At 41.7% G+C, this 19,165-nt stretch carries 17 protein-coding genes; 3 read left to right on the top strand and 14 right to left on the bottom strand.

From position 1 onward, the window contains the following. Positions 1-83: 83 nt before the first annotated feature. The 4 genes from ACK8P8_RS21750 to pyrH all read right to left on the bottom strand — a co-directional run bounded on the left by ACK8P8_RS21750 (position 84) and on the right by pyrH (position 4,707). Positions 84-1,280 (bottom strand): pyridoxal phosphate-dependent aminotransferase, encoded by a 1,197-nt coding sequence (locus tag ACK8P8_RS21750; protein WP_099291334.1) that lies wholly within the window; start codon positions 1,278-1,280, stop codon positions 84-86. Positions 1,281-1,338: 58 nt separating this feature from the next. Continuing rightward, complete coding sequence (locus ACK8P8_RS21745; RefSeq protein ID WP_099291333.1) at positions 1,339-2,037, bottom strand: Crp/Fnr family transcriptional regulator; 699 nt, start codon at positions 2,035-2,037, stop codon at positions 1,339-1,341. 9 nt (positions 2,038-2,046) lie between these two features. Then, positions 2,047-3,930: a 1-deoxy-D-xylulose-5-phosphate synthase gene (dxs, locus tag ACK8P8_RS21740; protein WP_227216942.1), complete on the bottom strand. Its 1,884-nt coding sequence runs from the start codon at positions 3,928-3,930 to the stop codon at positions 2,047-2,049. Between the two features lie 72 nt (positions 3,931-4,002). Beyond that, the gene (gene pyrH, locus ACK8P8_RS21735) at positions 4,003-4,707 is read right to left on the bottom strand and encodes a UMP kinase (RefSeq protein WP_369861154.1); all 705 of its coding nucleotides are present in this window, start codon (positions 4,705-4,707) and stop codon (positions 4,003-4,005) included. Positions 4,708-4,827: 120 nt separating this feature from the next. On the opposite strand from pyrH, the gene ACK8P8_RS21730 reads away from it, so the two are divergent. Together ACK8P8_RS21730 and ACK8P8_RS21725 are read left to right on the top strand one after the other, a co-directional pair. Beyond that, positions 4,828-5,556, top strand: a complete 729-nt coding sequence (locus ACK8P8_RS21730) for a glycosyltransferase (protein ID WP_303178149.1) — start codon at positions 4,828-4,830, stop codon at positions 5,554-5,556. Then, positions 5,553-6,164, top strand: coding sequence for a lipid-A-disaccharide synthase N-terminal domain-containing protein (locus tag ACK8P8_RS21725; protein WP_186974874.1), 612 nt, complete (start codon positions 5,553-5,555; stop codon positions 6,162-6,164). Before ACK8P8_RS21730 ends, ACK8P8_RS21725 begins: the two co-directional genes overlap by 4 nt. On the opposite strand, the gene ACK8P8_RS21720 is transcribed toward ACK8P8_RS21725, so the two are convergent. The 3 genes from ACK8P8_RS21720 to ACK8P8_RS21710 all read right to left on the bottom strand — a co-directional run bounded on the left by ACK8P8_RS21720 (position 6,114) and on the right by ACK8P8_RS21710 (position 9,968). Then, complete coding sequence (locus tag ACK8P8_RS21720; RefSeq protein ID WP_369861155.1) at positions 6,114-7,724, bottom strand: ArnT family glycosyltransferase; 1,611 nt, start codon at positions 7,722-7,724, stop codon at positions 6,114-6,116. The two genes, ACK8P8_RS21725 and ACK8P8_RS21720, sit on opposite strands and share 51 nt — an antisense overlap. Positions 7,725-7,803: 79 nt before the next feature. Further along, positions 7,804-8,925: a nucleoside recognition domain-containing protein gene (locus ACK8P8_RS21715; RefSeq protein ID WP_099291327.1), complete on the bottom strand. Its 1,122-nt coding sequence runs from the start codon at positions 8,923-8,925 to the stop codon at positions 7,804-7,806. A gap of 32 nt (positions 8,926-8,957) precedes the next feature. Then, positions 8,958-9,968 (bottom strand): porin, encoded by a 1,011-nt coding sequence (locus tag ACK8P8_RS21710; protein WP_369861156.1) that lies wholly within the window; start codon positions 9,966-9,968, stop codon positions 8,958-8,960. Between the two features lie 184 nt (positions 9,969-10,152). Here ACK8P8_RS21710 and ACK8P8_RS21705 point away from each other — a divergent pair, with 184 nt between their 5' ends. Beyond that, the gene (locus tag ACK8P8_RS21705; protein WP_369861157.1) at positions 10,153-11,802 is read left to right on the top strand and encodes an ArnT family glycosyltransferase; all 1,650 of its coding nucleotides are present in this window, start codon (positions 10,153-10,155) and stop codon (positions 11,800-11,802) included. A gap of 185 nt (positions 11,803-11,987) precedes the next feature. Here ACK8P8_RS21705 and tsf read toward each other — a convergent pair whose 3' ends face one another. The 7 genes from tsf to ACK8P8_RS21670 all read right to left on the bottom strand — a co-directional run bounded on the left by tsf (position 11,988) and on the right by ACK8P8_RS21670 (position 18,813). Next, entirely contained in the window at positions 11,988-12,806 is an 819-nt protein-coding gene (gene tsf / locus ACK8P8_RS21700) for a translation elongation factor Ts (protein WP_099291323.1), read from the bottom strand. Between the two features lie 108 nt (positions 12,807-12,914). Continuing rightward, positions 12,915-13,694, bottom strand: coding sequence for a 30S ribosomal protein S2 (gene rpsB, locus ACK8P8_RS21695; protein WP_099291322.1), 780 nt, complete (start codon positions 13,692-13,694; stop codon positions 12,915-12,917). Between the two features lie 92 nt (positions 13,695-13,786). Then, positions 13,787-14,173 carry a 30S ribosomal protein S9 gene (gene rpsI / locus ACK8P8_RS21690; RefSeq protein WP_099291321.1) on the bottom strand — a complete coding sequence of 129 codons (387 nt, stop codon included), beginning with the start codon at positions 14,171-14,173 and terminating at the stop codon, positions 13,787-13,789. Between the two features lie 6 nt (positions 14,174-14,179). Beyond that, positions 14,180-14,635: a 50S ribosomal protein L13 gene (gene rplM, locus ACK8P8_RS21685; RefSeq protein ID WP_099291320.1), complete on the bottom strand. Its 456-nt coding sequence runs from the start codon at positions 14,633-14,635 to the stop codon at positions 14,180-14,182. Between the two features lie 361 nt (positions 14,636-14,996). Then, positions 14,997-16,004: a hypothetical protein gene (locus tag ACK8P8_RS21680; RefSeq protein WP_303178158.1), complete on the bottom strand. Its 1,008-nt coding sequence runs from the start codon at positions 16,002-16,004 to the stop codon at positions 14,997-14,999. A 64-nt stretch (positions 16,005-16,068) separates the two neighbouring features. After that, on the bottom strand, positions 16,069-17,673 hold the full coding sequence (locus ACK8P8_RS21675; RefSeq protein WP_410026318.1) for a thiol-activated cytolysin family protein: 1,605 nt from the start codon (positions 17,671-17,673) through the stop codon (positions 16,069-16,071). 39 nt (positions 17,674-17,712) lie between these two features. Continuing rightward, positions 17,713-18,813: a thiol-activated cytolysin family protein gene (locus ACK8P8_RS21670; RefSeq protein WP_255301926.1), complete on the bottom strand. Its 1,101-nt coding sequence runs from the start codon at positions 18,811-18,813 to the stop codon at positions 17,713-17,715. Between the last annotated feature and the right edge of the window lie 352 nt (positions 18,814-19,165).

The raw sequence follows: 19,165 nt of genomic DNA, 5'->3' as shown, positions 1-19,165 counted from the left end.
CACAGAACAAGGGTCTAAGGACCTTTGACTTTATAGACTTTACAGACCTTATGAACTAGAAGGTGTGCCAAAGCACGCCTTGCTTATTTTCTACCGGGATAAACTTCAAGAGCCTTTGCTAATGTTTCCATGGCACCCTTGAGGTCTTCAATCTTCAACACGTAAGCAATTCTTACCTCGTCTTTACCGAGTCCCGGGGTAGAGTAAAATCCGCTCGCGGGAGCTACCATAACGGTTTGCTTGTTGTACTCGAAATCCTCGAGCAACCATTGTGCGAATTTGTCTGCATCGTCAACGGGTAATTTTACCACGGCATAGAAAGCTCCTCTCGGTTTCGGGCAAATAACTCCCGGCATTTTATTGAGGGCTTCAACCATGAAATCACGTCTTTCGATGTATTCGTTGTACACGCTTTCAAAATATTCGGCGGGGGTATCAAGTGATGCTTCGGCAACAATCTGACCGATTGCCGGGGCGCACAAACGAGCCATACCGAATTTCAAGGCAGCCGTCATAACCTCTTTGTTGCGGGTAACCAAAGCACCCACGCGAAGACCGCACTCGCTGTATCTCTTGGAAACAGAATCCAACAGGATCACGTTCTGTTCGATGCCTTGCAATTGCATCGTGGAGAAATGTTTGTATCCGTCATAGCAGAATTCACGATACACCTCGTCAGCGTACAGGTAAAGATCATGTTTCTTCACGATGGTAGCAAGTTGTTCCAGTTCTTCCTTGGAATACAAGTATCCCGTCGGGTTATTCGGGTTCACTATCACGATACCTTTCGTGCGGGGAGTAATTACTTTCTCGATCTCTGCAATCGGGGGCAAAGCGAAGTTTGTTTCGATAGAAGAGGTAACCGTCTTCACCTTTACGCCGCACATAAGAGCAAAAGCGTTATAATTGGCGTAGAACGGTTCGGGGATAATCACCTCGTCACCCGGGTTCAACGTGGACATGAAAGCTATCGTGATAGCTTCGGAACCTCCGGTAGTTATCATGATATTCGTTTCGTCGATATTGATACCAATATTCTGGTAATATTTGGCTAATTTTTTTCTGTAGGAAAGATTTCCGGCAGAATGGGTATATTCAATCACCTTCTCGTTACAGTGTTTTAAAGCTTCCAAAGCGACCTCCGGGGTTTGAATATCCGGTTGACCGATATTCAAGTGGTACACTTTAATCCCTCTTTCTTTTGCTTTATCCGCGAACGGAACCAATTTGCGAATCGGCGAAGAAGGCATCGCCATCCCTTTTTCTGAAATCTGTGGCATAAGTTATTCGAGTTTAAATTTATCTTGCACAAAGATAGACATATTGAATGATTTTAAATCAATCAGCCAATCTTTTTAATTTATCATGATCTAATAATTTTATTTTCCTTCCTTTAGCTTCTACCAGTCCCTCGTTCTTCAAATCGGAGAGCAGTCGGATCAGTGTTTCGGTAGCGGTTCCCACGAAATTACTCAAGTCTTCGCGGGTGATATTCAGTCGTAAAGTCCCGTCTTCTTCAACACCGAAATCGGAAGCGATAAGCAAGAGTATTTCTGCCAGCCGGGCTTTTACCGATTTTTGAGCGATATCACGGATATGACGATTAGCTTCTTCCAGTTCCTTGCAGGCGATTTGCATCATTTCATAAGCGAAATCCGAACTGTGTTTCATCATGTGTGTCAACGATGTATAAGAGATATAACACAATATACAGTCGGATAAAGTTTCCACCGAGGTACAAGCTAATTCATTACGGATGACAGAACGAAATCCGAACATTTCGCTCTCTTTCCCGAAACGAATAATTTGCTCTTTTCCGGTAATTCCGGTTTGGAAGATTTTCACGACACCTGAAAAAAGAAAATAACATCCTTTAATGCGAGAACCTTCTTTATAGATGTATTCGCCTTTTTTATAGAATTTTACCGTGTCATCCGTGAATAATGTTTCGAGGTACTCGTCAGGCACACCTTTAAATGTTAGCTTGAATTTGCTAATACATTCCGATAATTTTGGTATTGGAGCCTCTTCTTTCATGCTTTCCTTTTATATCGAACAAATTGCCCGGAATATAGATTCGCAATCATAACCACATTCACGGTATAACTGTTGTTGTGTACCGTGTTCCACGAACTGATCCGGAACACCCAAGCGCACAACCTTGGCGGAATACCCGTGATCAGACATAAATTCAAGCACGGCACTACCCAGTCCGCCCACGATTGTTCCGTCCTCTAAGGTAATGATTTTTTTGAATTTATGAAATATTGAATGGAGTAATTTTTCATCCAGAGGTTTGAGGAATCGCATATCATAGAAGGCAACCGAACGCCCCGTTCCCTTTTCAATAGCTTTGAGAGCCTCGTTCCCGATAGCTCCGATGGATACGATGGCAACATCCTCGCCTTCAATAATACAACGTCCTTGCCCGATAGGCAATTCCTTGAACGGGGTACGCCACTTGACCATTGTCCCGTTACCTCGCGGGTAGCGAATGGAGAAAGGTCCTTTGTCCGGCAATTGAGCCGTGTACATCATATCGCGTAATTCTTCCTCGTTGAGGGGAGAGGCTATTGTCAGGTTCGGGATACAACGGAAGCTGGCAAGGTCAAAAACGCCGTGGTGTGTAGCCCCGTCAGCCCCGACCAATCCTCCCCGGTCAAGACAGAAAACGACGTTAAGTTTTTGCAATGCCACGTCGTGTATTACTTGATCGTATGCTCGTTGCATGAAAGAAGAATAGATATTACAGAAAGGCACGTACCCCTGTGCCGCCAATCCTGCCGAGAACGTAACGGCGTGTTGTTCGGCGATGCCGACATCAAAACAGCGATCGGGCATCTCTTTCATCATGATATTTAACGAGCAACCCGATGGCATGGCGGGAGTAATTCCCACGATTTTGGGATTGGTATGAGCCAATTCCAGTATGGTATGACCGAAAACATCCTGGAATTTGGGCGGAGTATTTTCCTTGCATTCTTTGATGATTTCCCCGGTTTCTTTATTGAATTTCCCCGGTGCGTGCCAAGTCGTTTGGTCTATCTCGGCTTGTTTGAACCCTTTCCCCTTGACTGTGATACAGTGGAGAAGTTTAGGGCCTTTGATTTGTTTCAGATCACGGAGAACCTTGACCAAGTGGTTGACATCATGCCCGTCCACGGGGCCGAAATACCGGAATCCCAGAGCCTCGAACAAGTTGCTCTGGCGTAGCATCAATGATTTGACGCTATTATCTATTTTCTGGATGAAGTTTCGGGCTCCCGGGCTGATTTTATTGATGCGCCCGAGAATATTCCAGATATCTTCTTTCAGTTTGTTATATGTTTTGGAAGTCGTGATATCGAGAAGGTATTCATTCATTCCGCCCACGTTGGGGTCAATTGCCATGTTGTTGTCGTTGAGGATAACCAACAGGTTGGCATTATTAATACCCGCGTTATTCAATCCCTCGAAAGCCAGTCCCCCGGTCATCGCACCGTCCCCGATAATTGCCACCGATAGGCGGTCTTCCTCCCCGTTCATTTTTGCTGCCACGGCCATTCCCAGCGCAGCGGAAATCGAGGTCGAGGAGTGTCCCGTCCCGAAAGCGTCATATTCGCTTTCGCTTCTTTTGGGAAACCCGCTGAGTCCCTTGTACTGCCGGTTCGTGCAGAAGTTATCCCTTCTCCCGGTAAGAATCTTGTGGGGGTAAGCTTGATGTCCCACGTCCCACACGATATTATCGTACGGGGTATCGAACACGTAGTGCAATGCCACGGTAAGCTCGACAACCCCCAATCCGGCCCCGAAATGTCCGGGGTGTTCCGAACACTCGTCAATGATTTTCTCGCGTAATTCCCGACACAATTGAATCAGGTCATCTTCCGGCACCTTCTTCAAATCATCGGGAGAGTTTATCGTATCTAATATTCTTTTTTCTTCGTTCATAATTAACCATTGAAAAAAGTCTGAAGGTTTTCTCCCTTCATTTCCAATTTTTCAATTTTCAATTTTCAATTATTAATACACGATTGTTCCGATATTTTCGCCCGAAATGACTTTTTTCAAGTTACCCGGTTGGTCCATGTTGAAAACGATAATCGGTAAATGATTTTCTTTACACATGGTCGTCGCCGTCAGGTCCATCACCTTTAGTCCCCGGTTGTATATCTCGTCATAGGTAATTTTATCGAATTTGGTTGCTGTCGGGTCTTTCTCCGGGTCGGCAGTATAAATACCGTCTACGCGGGTACCTTTGAACATGGCATCCGCCTCTATCTCGATGGCACGCAGGCTGCTCGCCGTGTCGGTTGTGAAATACGGGTTACCCGTTCCGGCACTCATGATAGTGACATACCCTTCTTTCAAATATTCCATGGCTTTTGCTTTCGAGTAGAATTCCCCGATAGGTTCCATGCGGATAGCTGTGAGTACTTTGTTTTTACATCCCTCGTTGTCTAAAGCCGAACTTAAAGCCAAGCTGTTGATTACGGTTGCCAACATACCCATGCTGTCGCCTTTTACCCGGTCGAAACCCTTATTTGTACCACTCAGTCCCCTGAAAATATTGCCGCCACCGATAACAATCCCTGCTTGGACTCCCATTTTTGCAATTTCATGTATTTGACGGGCATAACTCTCCAAACACGTGGTGTCGATACCATATTTTTGACCGCCCATTAAAGATTCTCCGCTGAGTTTTAACAAAATTCGGTTATATTGCATATCTTTGTTTGTTTAAATTTTATAACAAAAAACTTAGTTTCTTCGCTAAAACGCAACAACAAAACTAATGAATTTTTGTTATAACTATAATTTAATTTGAGAATATAAATTTCACCGCAGATGAACAGAACCGCTAATTACGATCTAACAGTCATAGTGCCAGTGTATAACGAGGAGGGGAACATCCTAAGATTAGAGAAAGAGTTGGGGGAGTTTTTAAAGACAGCCAAGGCTACTTCTTGTGTATTGTTTGTAAACGACGGCTCGAAAGATGATAGTGAACGCCTTATCCGGGAGGTTTGCGGTAGAAACGAGGGATTTTTCTTTTTGAATCTCGCTAAAAACGGGGGATTGAGTGCTGCCATGAAAGCGGGGATAGACAATTCTTTTTCCAAGTGGGTGGGATACATCGATGCCGATTTGCAAACGACACCCGAGGATTTTAATAGCCTGTTGGAACACGCGGACGAGTTCGAGATGGTGATGGGCATCCGTACCGGACGGAAAGACAGTTTCGTCAAAAATATGTCTTCCCGTATCGCCAACGGGTTCCGCCGAATGATGACGCATGACGGGGTGGAGGATACCGGATGCCCGTTGAAAGTGTTGCGCACCGATTATGCGAAACGGATTCCTTTCTTTACCGGGATGCATCGTTTCCTGCCGGCACTGATACAGTTGCAGCACGGGCGGGTAAAACAAGTTCCCGTGCGCCATTTCCCGCGTATCGCCGGAAAATCAAAATATAACTTGGCTAACCGCTTGGTCGGTCCTTTCAAAGATTGTTTTGCTTACCGTTGGATGAGGAAACGTTATATTAACTATCAAGTGGCTGAAAACAATCTATGATTTACGTTGTCGGATTTCTCGCTCAAATTTTCTTTTCCGCCCGGATATTACTGCAATGGATATTGTCCGAGCGGGCTAAAAAAGTAATCTCCCCGGCGATATTCTGGCAATTGAGCATATTGGGTTCTTATCTGTTATTCATCTATGGCTGGTTGAGGGATGACTTCGCTATTATTTTCGGACAAATCATATCCTATTATATTTACATCTGGAACCTGAACAAAAAACACCAGTGGAAATGGTTGCCTCTGGTTTTGCGTACAGTGCTTTTGCTTACGCCCGTTGCGGCAATCATTTACATGATAGAAGACGCGAGCGCGTTTGTCGACCAGTTCTTCCGGAACGAGAAAATTCCTTTGTGGTTATTGCTCTATGGTTCGATGGGGCAGATTATATTTACCCTCCGTTTCGTTTACCAGTGGATTTATTCCAAGCGCAAAGACGAATCCCTTCTCCCGCTTGGTTTCTGGGTAATCAGCTTATTCGGTTCATTGATTATTGTTTCATACGCCATTTATCGGCACGACCCGGTCTTGATACTTGGGCAATCCACGGGTTTACTGGCTTACGGTCGCAACATTTGGCTCTCCCGCAAGGGTAGTTGCTAATTGTTCGCCTTGTGACGGGTGTACCAGATAAAAGATTCCTATTTTCTCGTAATGTACGGTTTCAAGCCATGTCATTATAGCTTCTGAACGAGCCACATCCCGTTCTTTTAGGAAAATCATGCAATCCCCTTGCTCGTACACCTTGAACAAAGAATCCTCGTCCGATATCTTTATCGGGTCTTCATGTAGATAAACATCCATATTTTCCCCGCTACGGAAACGGTAGTAATAATAGTGGTCGATATCTTCCTCTTCGCAAATTTCATGAGCTTTTTCAGCCATTTCGGATAATCCTATATTTGAATTGAGCTGCGGCAGGGCAAAGCCCCCGACAAACAATGTCCCCAATATCCCTAGAGCGGCAGTGTTTATCGCTTGGTATAATTTTTTCTTCAGTAGCAGCGAGAAAGCGAATAGACTGAAGACGAACAGTACTCCTATCGCCATGAAAATAAATATGGAGTGCGGGTACTCGAACTTGTTATGGATTGCCAAAGCGACAACGGGGGCAATCATGAACGCGACGACCGGGATATATACCGCGAAAGCAATCCGTTTTTCTTTTATTTTAGGGAGCAACAATACAGTCAGATAAGTGAAAAACGGGAACAAGGGTAACATATAAATATCGAGCTTCGCGCTGAACATGGATAAAAGCACGAAAGACGAAACGATTACGGTCAGGAAAAACTTCTCCTTGTCCGTGGTGAGCAGTTTTTTACGGAGGGCAATAATGATGGTTGCCATATATAAAAGTGACCAAGGGGCAATAGAGTACCAAATTGTGATTCCGTAATACCAGAATGCCTCTTTATGATGGAATGAATCAATAGCCCGGTTGACGGTCTGGTTAAAAAGCAGGTTATTGAGATAGGCGTTTCCGCCTTCTATATACACGCACCCGAACCATATGGCACATAACCCCAGAAGAATACCCCACTCGCTCCATCCCAGATAACGCCCGAACTGCCGGATTTCTTTTTTCACGATTAGGAATACCGTGATTGAAACGACGGGAACGATAAAACCGACAGGCCCTTTCGAGAAAATAGCCAAGAAGATATAAACTGGTAGCAAAAAACGGTCAATCGGTCGTCCTTTGCCGGAATATTGTTTGTAGAACGTGTACAAAGCCAGCAAGATAAACATGCACATCAGCATATCCATGCGCAACACAAGCCCGGAGCCGATAAAGAACGCGCTCGTGTAAAGCATCAATGAAGCGTTCCACCTTGACCGGGGAGTGGTATCCTCTTCCACCCATTTGTTCATCACGTGAATGGAAACCAGTGCCGGGATGATTGAAAACAGGGAAAGCACCAGCATGTGATATTCGCCGAAAATCCATTTACACAGCATGATAAACCAGAAATACAAGGGTGGTTTATCCGCGTATACTTCTCCTTGGTTATAGAAAGTGAAGAAATGCCCCTCTCGTAAAGCCTCGTCCGCGATGCTCAAGTATTTTAACTCGTTGTTGGGCGTAAAATCCCGAAACAACAACACGGGTAAAACCAAGGCGAATAACAAAAAATATGGATACGGCTTTATATTTTTCATGTCTGTTCGCGTAAGTAATATACGTGTTACGGGAAAGCTAACGAAAAGGTTCTCACAACCTTTTCGTTAGCTTTTCATATTACAATAATTGGAAAAGTACATAAACCCAATGCGCGATAACACCGGCAACAAGTCCGCCGACAGTGTGTGCGACGATGGCCTTTGATGTTAGCTGGCGGAATCCCAGAGAATCCAGCATAGCGGTATGGGTACTTAAATAACCGCTCCAGCACATACCGATAGCGGTAAACACGGCAATAGCGTTACCGTCAATCCAGCCTTGAGCTGCGAAATTAGGTACAAGACCTAGGGCTGCGCCTACCGCTCCAAGGGCTGTGATGGGGAATGCAACAAGGTGTGGGTCCTCGAAACCGAAAAGCCACTCGAAAAGAATATTTACTTTACCCGCCAGATAGGGAAGAAGTTCCGTTCCTTGATAAGCGGCTCCGGTGTATCCTTCCGCGGACGGTCCGAAAGTTAATATCATCACGAACGTGGAGATAACCAATACCCCCGGGATAATGGCGATACCGATATCTACTCCCGAGCGTCCCCCGTCAAGCAAAGCGTCCAAAATTCGCAAGAAAAGAGTTTTATTCGAATTATCCGTATTTTCCTCCACTTCCACGATTTCAGTTATCGCGCTTTCATCTTTGAAATGGGGATGCGATTTCAGGATGAAACGTTGCATAAGGCGGGTGGAAACTATACAGCCGCAAAACGCCCCGAACAAACCGATGAAAGGTGCGGAGTAATACCCTTGACCAATCATGAAAACGATAACAAGCAATCCCATGCCGAAAGCGGTTCCGAAATTGGTAAGAGATATCAATTGGTATTTCTTGAAGTAACTGCCGAAACGAACATCTTTTGCCAGAGAAATAATAGCGGGATTATCCGACAAGAATGTCAACACGGCTCCCAATGAGGCAGTTCCCGGTAAATTGAACAAAGGCTTCATCAAAGGACGCAAGATTTTTTCCAAAAGTTTCACGACACCGAACTCCACGAAAATACGTCCTAGGGCACCCGTGATGACACAGATTCCCATTAAATAGAAGACCGTATTCAATAATAAATCATGAGCGGTATTCATGATTGTGTTGAGCATGTGCGGGATTTCCATCACGGACGCGATGTAATAAAAAATTCCAACCACGATAATTAGGCATGGAATCCCGGTGGGAATAAATTTCTTCATGTTTTTACAGGATTAATAAATAGAGGGTTGAGTTATTTTTTAATGAAATTAATTCTCCAAGTTAAACCCACGCTAAGCTGCATGTCATCGGGTTGTAAAGTCCCGGAAGCGTTACGGCCCGCGTAATAGGAATAATAAGCGTGCAACCGCACATCGCGGGTACGCACGGGAAATACCTCGATACCGCCGCCCACGTTCGTGATTTCCGTACCGGGAAGCACGCACAAATCACCTGCACTCTTGTTCTTGTTCACATCGTGAGAGGCATTTACCCGTAAAATCACGTGTTCCCCAATCTCTTGCGTGATACTCCCTATAATAGAGAAATCCTTGAATAAATCACCGTCTTTCACTTGTGCGCCCGTGGTGCGACCCATCAAATCGATATTGAAAGTGGTTTTGCCCGATTTGAATTGGTTTCCTAGAGCGAGATAACCGATAAACTTGTGAGGTAAATACTCGACCAAGTTCGCGGAATAAATCGTGTTCCAGCAATCCCGGTTCCCGTACCACACGAAATTTAAAGCGTAAATATCCCGGTTCCCTTCAATCTGGAATGGAGATTGGCACAATTGAAGCGTGAACAAATCCTTGTTATTGTCAAGCGCGTAGGATGCACTCGCCCCGAATTGATAACAGGAAATATTGTTACAGAACTCGGATAAAGTATAAATATCGATAGGGGCAAGGTCATACTCGTATCCGCCGATACCCACGATTTGTTTTCCCGCGGAAAGGCTCCAGTTTTTATTAATCGCGTAATTGAGATAAACGTAATCGATAGAATTAAAAAAAGAACTTTCCGTGTTAGCCTTGTTCAATCGTTGGCGGTAAGCGTAGGAAAATCCCTCGCCGAACGAGCCGTTTATTTTCAAATTAACCATACTTCCCCGGAAACCGTTCTCGGATGCAGGGGCGGAACCCAAGTTATGGTGATAATCAACTCGTGCTTCTCCCGATAAATTAATCGTGTTTTTTTCTTGAGCACACACACTCAATATACCTGATACAGAGAGTAAAAAGAATACAAATATTTTTTTCATAAACTAAATTGATTTTAGGCGGCAAAGATAAATCAACTTTATCGTAAAAGCAATATTAGATTTTGAATTATCTGTGCAAAAAGCGTTTTGCCCCCTTTGTTTGATAATTTAGGTAGGATACAATATAAAATAATTTTATTGTTATAAATTTGCGTCTTAAACGCAAGTGTAATTCAAAAAGATTATGCAGAGAAACTATATACATTACCTCTTTATTCTTATCGTTTGTTGTTTCGCTTTTTTCGTGAATAACGGGGCTGTTTATGAAGATATTATGGAGTCCCGTAACTTGGTTACGGCTCACGAGATGATAGAGTACGACAATTGGTTGGTTCCCACCATGAACGGGGAATTGCGTTTGGAAAAGCCGCCCCTGCCTACTTGGGTGGCAGCGGGAATAGAATATCTTCAACCGGACAATATCTCTATGCAACGGGCTGCTGCCGGAATCATGGCAACTTTGATGGTATTTTTCCTTTATTTCTTCGCTTCCGCGTTAAGCGGCAATCGGATGTTGGGATTACTCTCCGCGGTGGTATTGGCGACGTGCTTCAATGTCATCATGGCGGGACGCGTGGCGACATGGGACATCTATTGCCATAGTTTTATGCTGGGTGCGATACTCTTCTTTTATAAAGGAATTGTCAGTCGGCGAACAAGCTGGGGTATGTTTATATGGGCGGGAACATTCCTCGGGTTGTCCTTCCTCGGGAAAGGTCCGGTAGCCTTTTACGCCTTATTGCTTCCTTTCCTGATTAGCTATATTGCCGTGTACCGTCCGTCGTTCAAGAGAAAGGGATTGCCGATAGTGGTCATGCTGCTGGTCTTTGCCGCGGTTAGCTTCTGGTGGTACTTGTATCTGATTATATTCCACAAGGACATGACCATGTTCGTGTGGGCAAAAGAATCGACGGCGTGGATGGAGAGAAATGTCCGCCCGTGGTATTATTATTGGCAATTCTTCGCGGAATCCGGTATATGGTCGTTATTCCTGTTGACCGGATTGTGTTGGCCTTGGCTGAAACGGAAAGTGACAATGAAAAAGGAATACGCCTTTGCCGTGGTATGGACCTTAGTGACCTTGGTATTGCTCTCCCTTTTCCCGGAGAAGAAAACCCGTTATCTCCTGCCGATACTCATCCCTGCCTCCATGGTCGTGGCGCATTACGTGGTGTATATATTTGTAGCCACGAAAGAGAAAAAGCTTACCGCCGGCGACCGTGTCGTCTTCCGAGTAAACGCGTTCCTTCCGGCATTGATAGCCCTCGGGATGCCCGTGGCGATATACTTTTTGTTTTACACCAAAGGGCAGATGGGACAGACACTCTTTATCATTGTTACCGTCCTTTTCCTTGTTGCCGCTTATTCTATTTTCGCGGGAGGGGTAAGGATGAAATCGATGAAAGTCTTCACGGGAGTCGTGTTATTGCTGATTTTAGTGGAAACACTGCTTATGCCTCGTGTCGCCAATATGTTCAATAACACCGAAATCAAGAGCATCTCGGCAGTGCGGGAAATCGAGGAAGTGAATCATATCCCTTTTTATTACCCGTCGGACGAGGAATTACGGATTGAATTGGTGTACGAGGCGGGACGTCGCATCTTACCTTGGGACATCGAGAACGACACCACCCTGCTGGACTCTCTCCCTATCGTGTTGGTTTCCGGCAAACCCGCCGCGGAAATATTACCTCCCGGCATGGCAGAACGGGTAAACCTGCATTTTATCGACATGTACGACAACAACACCCGCCCCAAATCGGACAAGAAACGTTATTCCCCGAAATTCGTGCGCTACGTGACGATTCTGGAAAAGAAAGAAGCTGGCAAATGATTTTTCTCTTGTCGAGTTCCTCTCGAGGTAAAGGCTTCCTGTTTCTGCTATGTTTCCATGCTTCCAAGTACGTGTCATGTCTTTTGAAAATCCAAACCGAACGCGCGGGAATCATGCCACGATAAGGGTAAAAAAAACAGGCTTATCGCTAAGCCTGTTTCTTATTTCGAGTGATTTGTCGCTTATCAAACATTCAGCGTGTAACGCAAGAATGAAGTAACGGTCAAATCTTTGTCAACACTCTTCAAGTAATCTCTTACAGACATTTTACCGTCTTGCTCGAAAACTTGGTTCAGCAAAGTAGACTCTTGGAAGAATTTGTTCAAGCGACCTTGAGCGATTTTCTCCAACATGTTTTCCGGTTTACCCTCTTCACGAGCTTTCTCGCGACCGATTTCGAATTCATGGTCAATGATATTCTGTGGGATACCGTCTTTGTCTACAGCAACAGGAGCCATAGCCGCTACTTGCATGGCGATGTTTTTCATCACTTGGGCGTCAGCCGTTTTATTGAAACCGACAACGGTAGCCAACATGTTTCCCGGGTGAATGTAAACAACGCAATCTTCTGCTTTCAAGCAACCGTAGTAGCTTAATTCCAGTTTCTCGCCGATAACTCCGGTTTGTTCTGCAATCTGGTCAGCGATGCTTCTACCGTCCAGTTGGATAGCTAACAAATCCTCCGTGGTGGCGGGCATATTGGCTAAAGCGGCGTCAAGGATGCGAGTCGTGAAACCGATAAATCCTTCATTTTTGGCAACGAAGTCGGTTTCGCAGTTTAATGAAACCATAACTGCATTCTTCCCGTCGGTTTTGGCTAAAACGCAACCTTCTTTTGCATCTCTGTCTGCACGTTTGCTTGCCACAACAAGACCTTTCTTGCGGATGATATCAACGGCTTTGTCGAAATCACCTTCGGCCTCTTGGAGCGCGTGTTTGCAGTCCATCATTCCGGCGTTTGTTGCTTTACGCAACTTCATCACGTCTGCTGCTTTTATTTCCATATTCTTATAAATTTCAATTGTTCGTTGAAGATTTTAGATTATGGAGTTTGAATCAAAAACTTGGAATGATTTCAATCTAAAATCCAAAATCTAAAATCTAAAATTAATTTATTCTTCAGTAGCGGCCTTTTCCTCTACCACTTCCTCTTGAGCTTCCGCTCTGTCGGCGCCTTTCTTGTCGCCTTCTTTCTCTCGCTCCGCTTTTCTTTCGCTCAAGCCTTCTTTGATGGCTCCCGCTACTTTGTCGATAATCAAAGAGATAGAAGTAGAAGCGTCGTCATTTGCCGGGATTACGAAATCAATTCCCTCGGGGCTTGAGTTCGTGTCCACGATAGCGAATACCGGGATACCAAGCGTGTTGGCTTCTTTTACCGCGATATATTCCTTCATCACGTCAACCACGAAAAGAGCGGCCGGAAGACGGGTCAGGTCAGCGATGCTGCCCAAGTTCTTTTCCAATTTTGCTCTTTGACGAGATATCTGGAGTCTTTCCCGTTTTGAAAGGTGAGAGAAAGTACCGTCTTTTTCCATTTTGTCAATGGTGGTCATTTTCTTCACGGCCTTACGGATAGTCGGGAAGTTGGTCAACATTCCGCCCGGCCATCTTTCAGTCACGAACGGCATATTGATATTTGAAATTTTTTCAGCAACAATGTCCTTAGCCTGTTTCTTTGTTGCAACAAACAGAATTCTTCTGCCTGACTTGGCTATTTGTTTCAAGGCTGCACTTGCCTTGTCCAACATGATAGCGGTTTTGTTCAGGTCAATAATGTGGATATCATTACGCTCCATGAAGATATACGGAGCCATTTTAGGATTCCATTTACGGGTAAGGTGTCCGAAGTGACAACCTGCATTTAATAATTCGTCGAAATTCGTATTTGACATTTGTGTCATTTTTAAAGTTTACATTCTTAAATTTTATCAATCGCCGGGTAGTTCTCTCGAGAAGTCCCGCCAATTTAGATACTAAACTCTGATTAACGTTTAGAGAACTGGAATCTCTTACGTGCGCCCGGACGTCCCGGTTTCTTACGCTCAACTTCGCGCGGGTCTCTGGTCATGAAGCCTGCCGCTCTCAGTTTGGATTTGTCTTCCGCGTTGATTTTCACCAATGCTCTGGCAATACCCAAGCGTAAAGCTTCTGCCTGTCCGTTAAAACCGCCTCCAACAAGGTTTACTTTGATATCGTATTGTCCGGCAACGCCTAATAATTCAAGCGGTTGTTTCACTACATACTGGAGGGTAGGCAACGTGAAATACTCTTCCAAGCTCTTTTTGTTGATTGTAATATTGCCTTTTCCTTCGTTAAGATAGACGCGGGCTACCGCTGTTTTTCTTCTACCTACTGCATTTACTACTTCCATACCTTGTTATTTAAGTGTATTTATATCAATTACTTTAGGCTGTTGTGACTCATGATTGTGCTCCGGTCCCACGAACAGGTGCATGTTCTTGAATACAGCTCTACCAAGGCGGTTTTTGGGGAGCATACCTCTTACCGCATGCTCGAGTATTCTCTCGGGGAAACGAACCATCTCTTGTGCGGGAGTTGAAATACGTTGTCCTCCGGGATACTGCGTGTGTCTCCGATATTCTTTATCGGTCATTTTCTTTCCGGTGAAGATTACTTTCTCCACGTTTACAATGATAACATTGTCACCGCAATCCACGTGCGGGGTGTAGCTGGGTTTGTATTTGCCTCTCAATAGTTTCGCAACTTTAGCGGCAAGACGACCCACAACTTGATTCTCAGCGTCAATCACAATCCACTCTTTTTGCGCGGTGGCTTTGTTGACGAAAGTTGTTTTGTAACTAATCTGATCCACTTCTTTTTAAATTATTAATTAAACTTCTGTTTGTATTTCTTCATGGACGCTCTGGCGTTCTTTTTTCCGGTTGAAAATAACGAGGTTTATCGGGCAAACTTTTAGCTTTCAACGGAATCCGAAGCTTCACGGGGAGCATGGCTAAGGTATTCCTCGCGAATTTTCGAGCATTCCACTCCAAAATGAGGGGCAAAATTACACAAAAAACTTTGAACTCCAAAACATTCCGTGAAAATTCGAGAGCGGGAAGATTTAATCCATTTTTTATATTCTACAAAGAAAAGATATCTTGATCAATAAGTAAATTAAGTCTCCAATAATGAATAAAGTTTTTGCCTTTTATCTTGTTATTCTAGTGAATTTATGGCAATGCTATGCTAAAAGATACATTGCAAGGGCTATGATCATTACAATTAGCAAAAGTTGCATAAATAGGGACTGCGTGAATATTCGTATTTAAAAGTTTATTATAAAACCAATATATTGGATTATTCAGATCTCCTGTTTTTTTTATTTCCTTTGAATTTATATCTATTATGGATATATTCCAATCTTTTATAACATTCTGTTCCTTAACAGTTAAATTGTTTTTATTTTTTATTGAACCAATAAAAGTGTTCATCTCACTAAGAGATAAATCAGCTTCAATCAACATTATTTTAAGATCTCCAAACATTATTGATGATATATATACATGTTCATCCTTGTTCTCTTCTGCAAAATTCAAAGGAGTTGAAGGGATGTCCATGTCAAGACTAAACAATTCGCGTTCTAAAACGATGGCGATCCCATTCTTTTTGCTCATGGAAATTTTATCGTACCTTTCTCCTGTTAATATACTATCTAGGTGTATTCCCAAATAGGAAAATTGCAAAAAAAGTTCTTTATAAGAATTATATCTAAAACCATTATCATATTTGAATGATACAATTTGTTGACTATCATTTTCTCGTTGATAATCCTTTATTATCAAGTTCATGTTTTCTTTTGATGGTATTTGAGAGTAATGATAGCATTTTTTGTTGGTACTAAATGATAAAGAAATTGAATTGCAATCTACATTATCCACTACTTTCACATTTGGAAATTGTTTTAAATTGCTATCAATAATTGCTCCGATATAGATATTTACTTCGTTATTTGGGATTACAAATAATTTTTCACTTTGTACAAAAAGACTATGTCCTTTTTGATCTGGCCAAAGGCTATCGTGCATTAGCAGCAGCGAGGAGGGAAGATAATCACTCCAAACTATTTCAGATAAATTCGTGGAGTCAATCTTTATTATAGGGTCTTCGTGCTCAAGATTGTTGTGACAAGCGCTTAGTCCTATTTTTATTAAAATTATAACAAAGAATAATCTATTCATATCTTTTAGTTTAAGAAGCTGTTTCCATTATGGGAAACAGCTTTTCATTGAACAAATTTAATTACTAATAGTTTTCTTCTGGCCAAACATCATATTTGTATCTTGAATCCAAAGCGATAGGTTTTAATATTTTGTAATAATCCCCTTCAGTTAATTGACATCCCCATTCTTTGAACCAAGTATATTGACCAAATAGAACATCTGGGTCATAGTTTTCTTCAAGTTGTAAACACATTTGTTTGAATAATAATATGGAATTCTCTTTATATGTATTTTGTATAAAACCTTCTTCTTCAACTTTAAATTCATCATCAATTAGATCATCCCATTTAGCATCTTGACAACGTTGGTAGCGATAAACTTGTCTGTATTTAAATTTAATAAAAGAAGCGGGTTCGGTTCGAGTTGTTGCTGCTAAATCTGAATAGAAAGCAATATATACATCTCCATTTTTCCAACCTTGTCTATAATTACTCCAAGGTTTTCCATCCATGTTTCGGTACTCGATCCTTGCATAAACAGGATCAGACGAAACATTAATTTTAAATTTAATCTTTACAGGTGCGTTATCACTTAAATAAGCAAAGCTACAATAAATCGGAACTCCTGGAGTCATAGAATTAAATGTACCTCCTTCGGATATATGGCGAATAAAATCTTGATATCCGTTTACTGTCTGTGCGCCTGATTGTCCGTCCCCTCCTATTAGATAAACTCGCATAGTAGCTGAACTCAACATGCGCTTCGCTTCGTCCGTTAATGTACTTGATTTCTTGTAGAAAATTGTTTTAAAGGCTTGCTCGATAATCTTGTGTGCTTCTGTATATGTATAATCCGTTTCTATTGCCAATATCCCCATTCTCCCATAAGTAATAGATGCCGCATACACGGGAGAATACCCACCTGTCTGCTCCGAAGTTAAATGACCGTTAATTAAACTTCCTGATGACGGAATATCCATGTCTATAGTAAAATTGCGCTGAACAAATCTTACATATAAACCTGTTTTTTTAGATATCTTTTGTACTTTCTCTGAAGAAGATGAAGTGTTGCTAAAAAATAATGCACTAGTTTTTGCATTGGAGCCAAATGCCATCCTTAACTCGTCGTAAGAAGTAAATTGATCGATATTAAAATTTAGTGATGAATTCTGGGAGCCAATTCCTTCTTGTTGCAAAACATCATTTACAAAACTTCTCGTAGCAGATAGTGAGGGTTTTTCAATAGTTCCCACAACTTTTTTAGCAGGAAATGACACAGAGACAGTTATTGGATTAATCGTTGTGCTAATTGGAGTGTAGTTACAATCAGAAATTGTATTCCCCTTTAACAAAGAACCCGGGAAAATATATTTTTGAAGATTTGGCAAGATTATTGATTCGTCTGCTTGAGCATAAATAGTCCTTCCGAAGTCATTTTTCCACAAGCTATCTTTGAGAATCTCTGTTGCACGAGAAAGATTATTTTGTCCAAAGGGTTTTATATTACCATTTTCCCACTTTTCTATTGCCATTTCTGGCATATAGTTATGAGTATTAACATTAATTATTTCCTCGGGGAATTTAGGAAGATTAAATGCAGGATTATTATCATTAATCTCCAACGAGTGTTTTTCACAAGCACTAAAAAATAATAGTGATATAATGGATATAAATAGTATATTTTTCATATCTTTTCGATTTTGTGTATAAATTCATTCTTGAAAATTCTATTTTGGAATATTAATCCTAAATTTTGTGTAAACAGGAGAATTATCAATTAAATAACTTGCGGTAAAAGCAATAGGAACGCCTGGAACCTCAGGAGAATAATAACCTCCATTAATTATATATTTCTTAAAAGCGGCGAATCCTTCAACAGATTCTGCAACACCACTTCCATCTCCTCCAACCATATAAATTTTTATATTAGATTCATCTATGATTTTTTTATAATTACTGGAAATACTAATATCTCCATTAATTATTTTGGCATCAAATGCAGCTTTTACTGCTAACCTAACTTCATTATAACTATAATTTGATTCCATAGTTATAATTCCCATTCGCCCATAAGTTATCGAACTAATATAAACAGGGGAATAGCCTGTTAGAGAATTTATATCATCGTTGTTCAAAAGTAAATTTCCATCGTATGGAATATCCATGTCCATTGTGAAATTTTTCTGAATAAATTTAGCAATTAAGCCTGTTCTTTGAGATATTTTCCCTTTTGCCGCATCTACAGTTATATTGAGAATGCTGGCAACATTAATATTAGATGCAAAATTTAACTTCAATTCGTCGTAATAGGTGAATTGATTCATATCATAACTGAAAGACACTATTTGTTTCCCGGACATACCATTATTATTCATAGTGTTAACAATAGATTGTCTCATTGCAGAAAGAGAAGGTCTTTCTATCTCATCAATTACAAATTTAGCTGGAAACGAGTATGAAATAGTAATAGGTTCCACTTTATTGGTTAATGCCTGATACTTTTGGGTTTCTAAAGACTCTCCTTTTAATAGTGCTCCTAAATAAATATATCTTTCTAACCCTTGTAGTGATGTGATTTCATCTGTTTCATATATTAAAGTATGGCCAGTTGCTTCAGGCCATAAACTATCTTTAAGGAAGGATAATGCCCTTGAGTTTGAGTTGTATTGGTCTGTATTACCCGCCACTATGTCGATAGGGGTTTGTGGATATTTTATTAGTGCATGAGTATTTTTTTTCTTTTCTAAAATAAGCTTATCGTCTTTTGAACAAGAAATTATGAAAGTAAGCATCGTAATGGATGCCAATAAAATATTTATAGATTTCATATCATTAGTTTTTATATTGTACGACTTGTTTATTTATAATAATGATTGTTTTTCACAAACAAACTTCAAGTATTTCTTTTTACATTCGTGCCTCCTTTCTTATCTTAGAAAGAGCGGACGTTGCCTATGCCATTTCGAGGGGTGTTTGGCAACGTCTTTTCTTTATTAAACTTACTTTTATTTAGCCATAATAAAGTATAACTTATTAATATATAGGCAGGTAATACGACAGTGTCGTTTGTGTTTAACAATATAAACTTTATTTCTAGGAAATCTTGATGTTTTATCAAGGTATTTATATACCACCTTGCAGTGAATAATCACCATAGATATTTAGTAATAATCCCGTGCG

The sequence above is a fragment of the Butyricimonas muris genome, from assembly GCF_046365375.1.
Classification (GTDB): domain Bacteria; phylum Bacteroidota; class Bacteroidia; order Bacteroidales; family Marinifilaceae; genus Butyricimonas; species Butyricimonas muris.
Note: the sequence above shows the minus strand (reverse complement) of the source record. Positions and strands in the feature narration are given on the sequence as shown.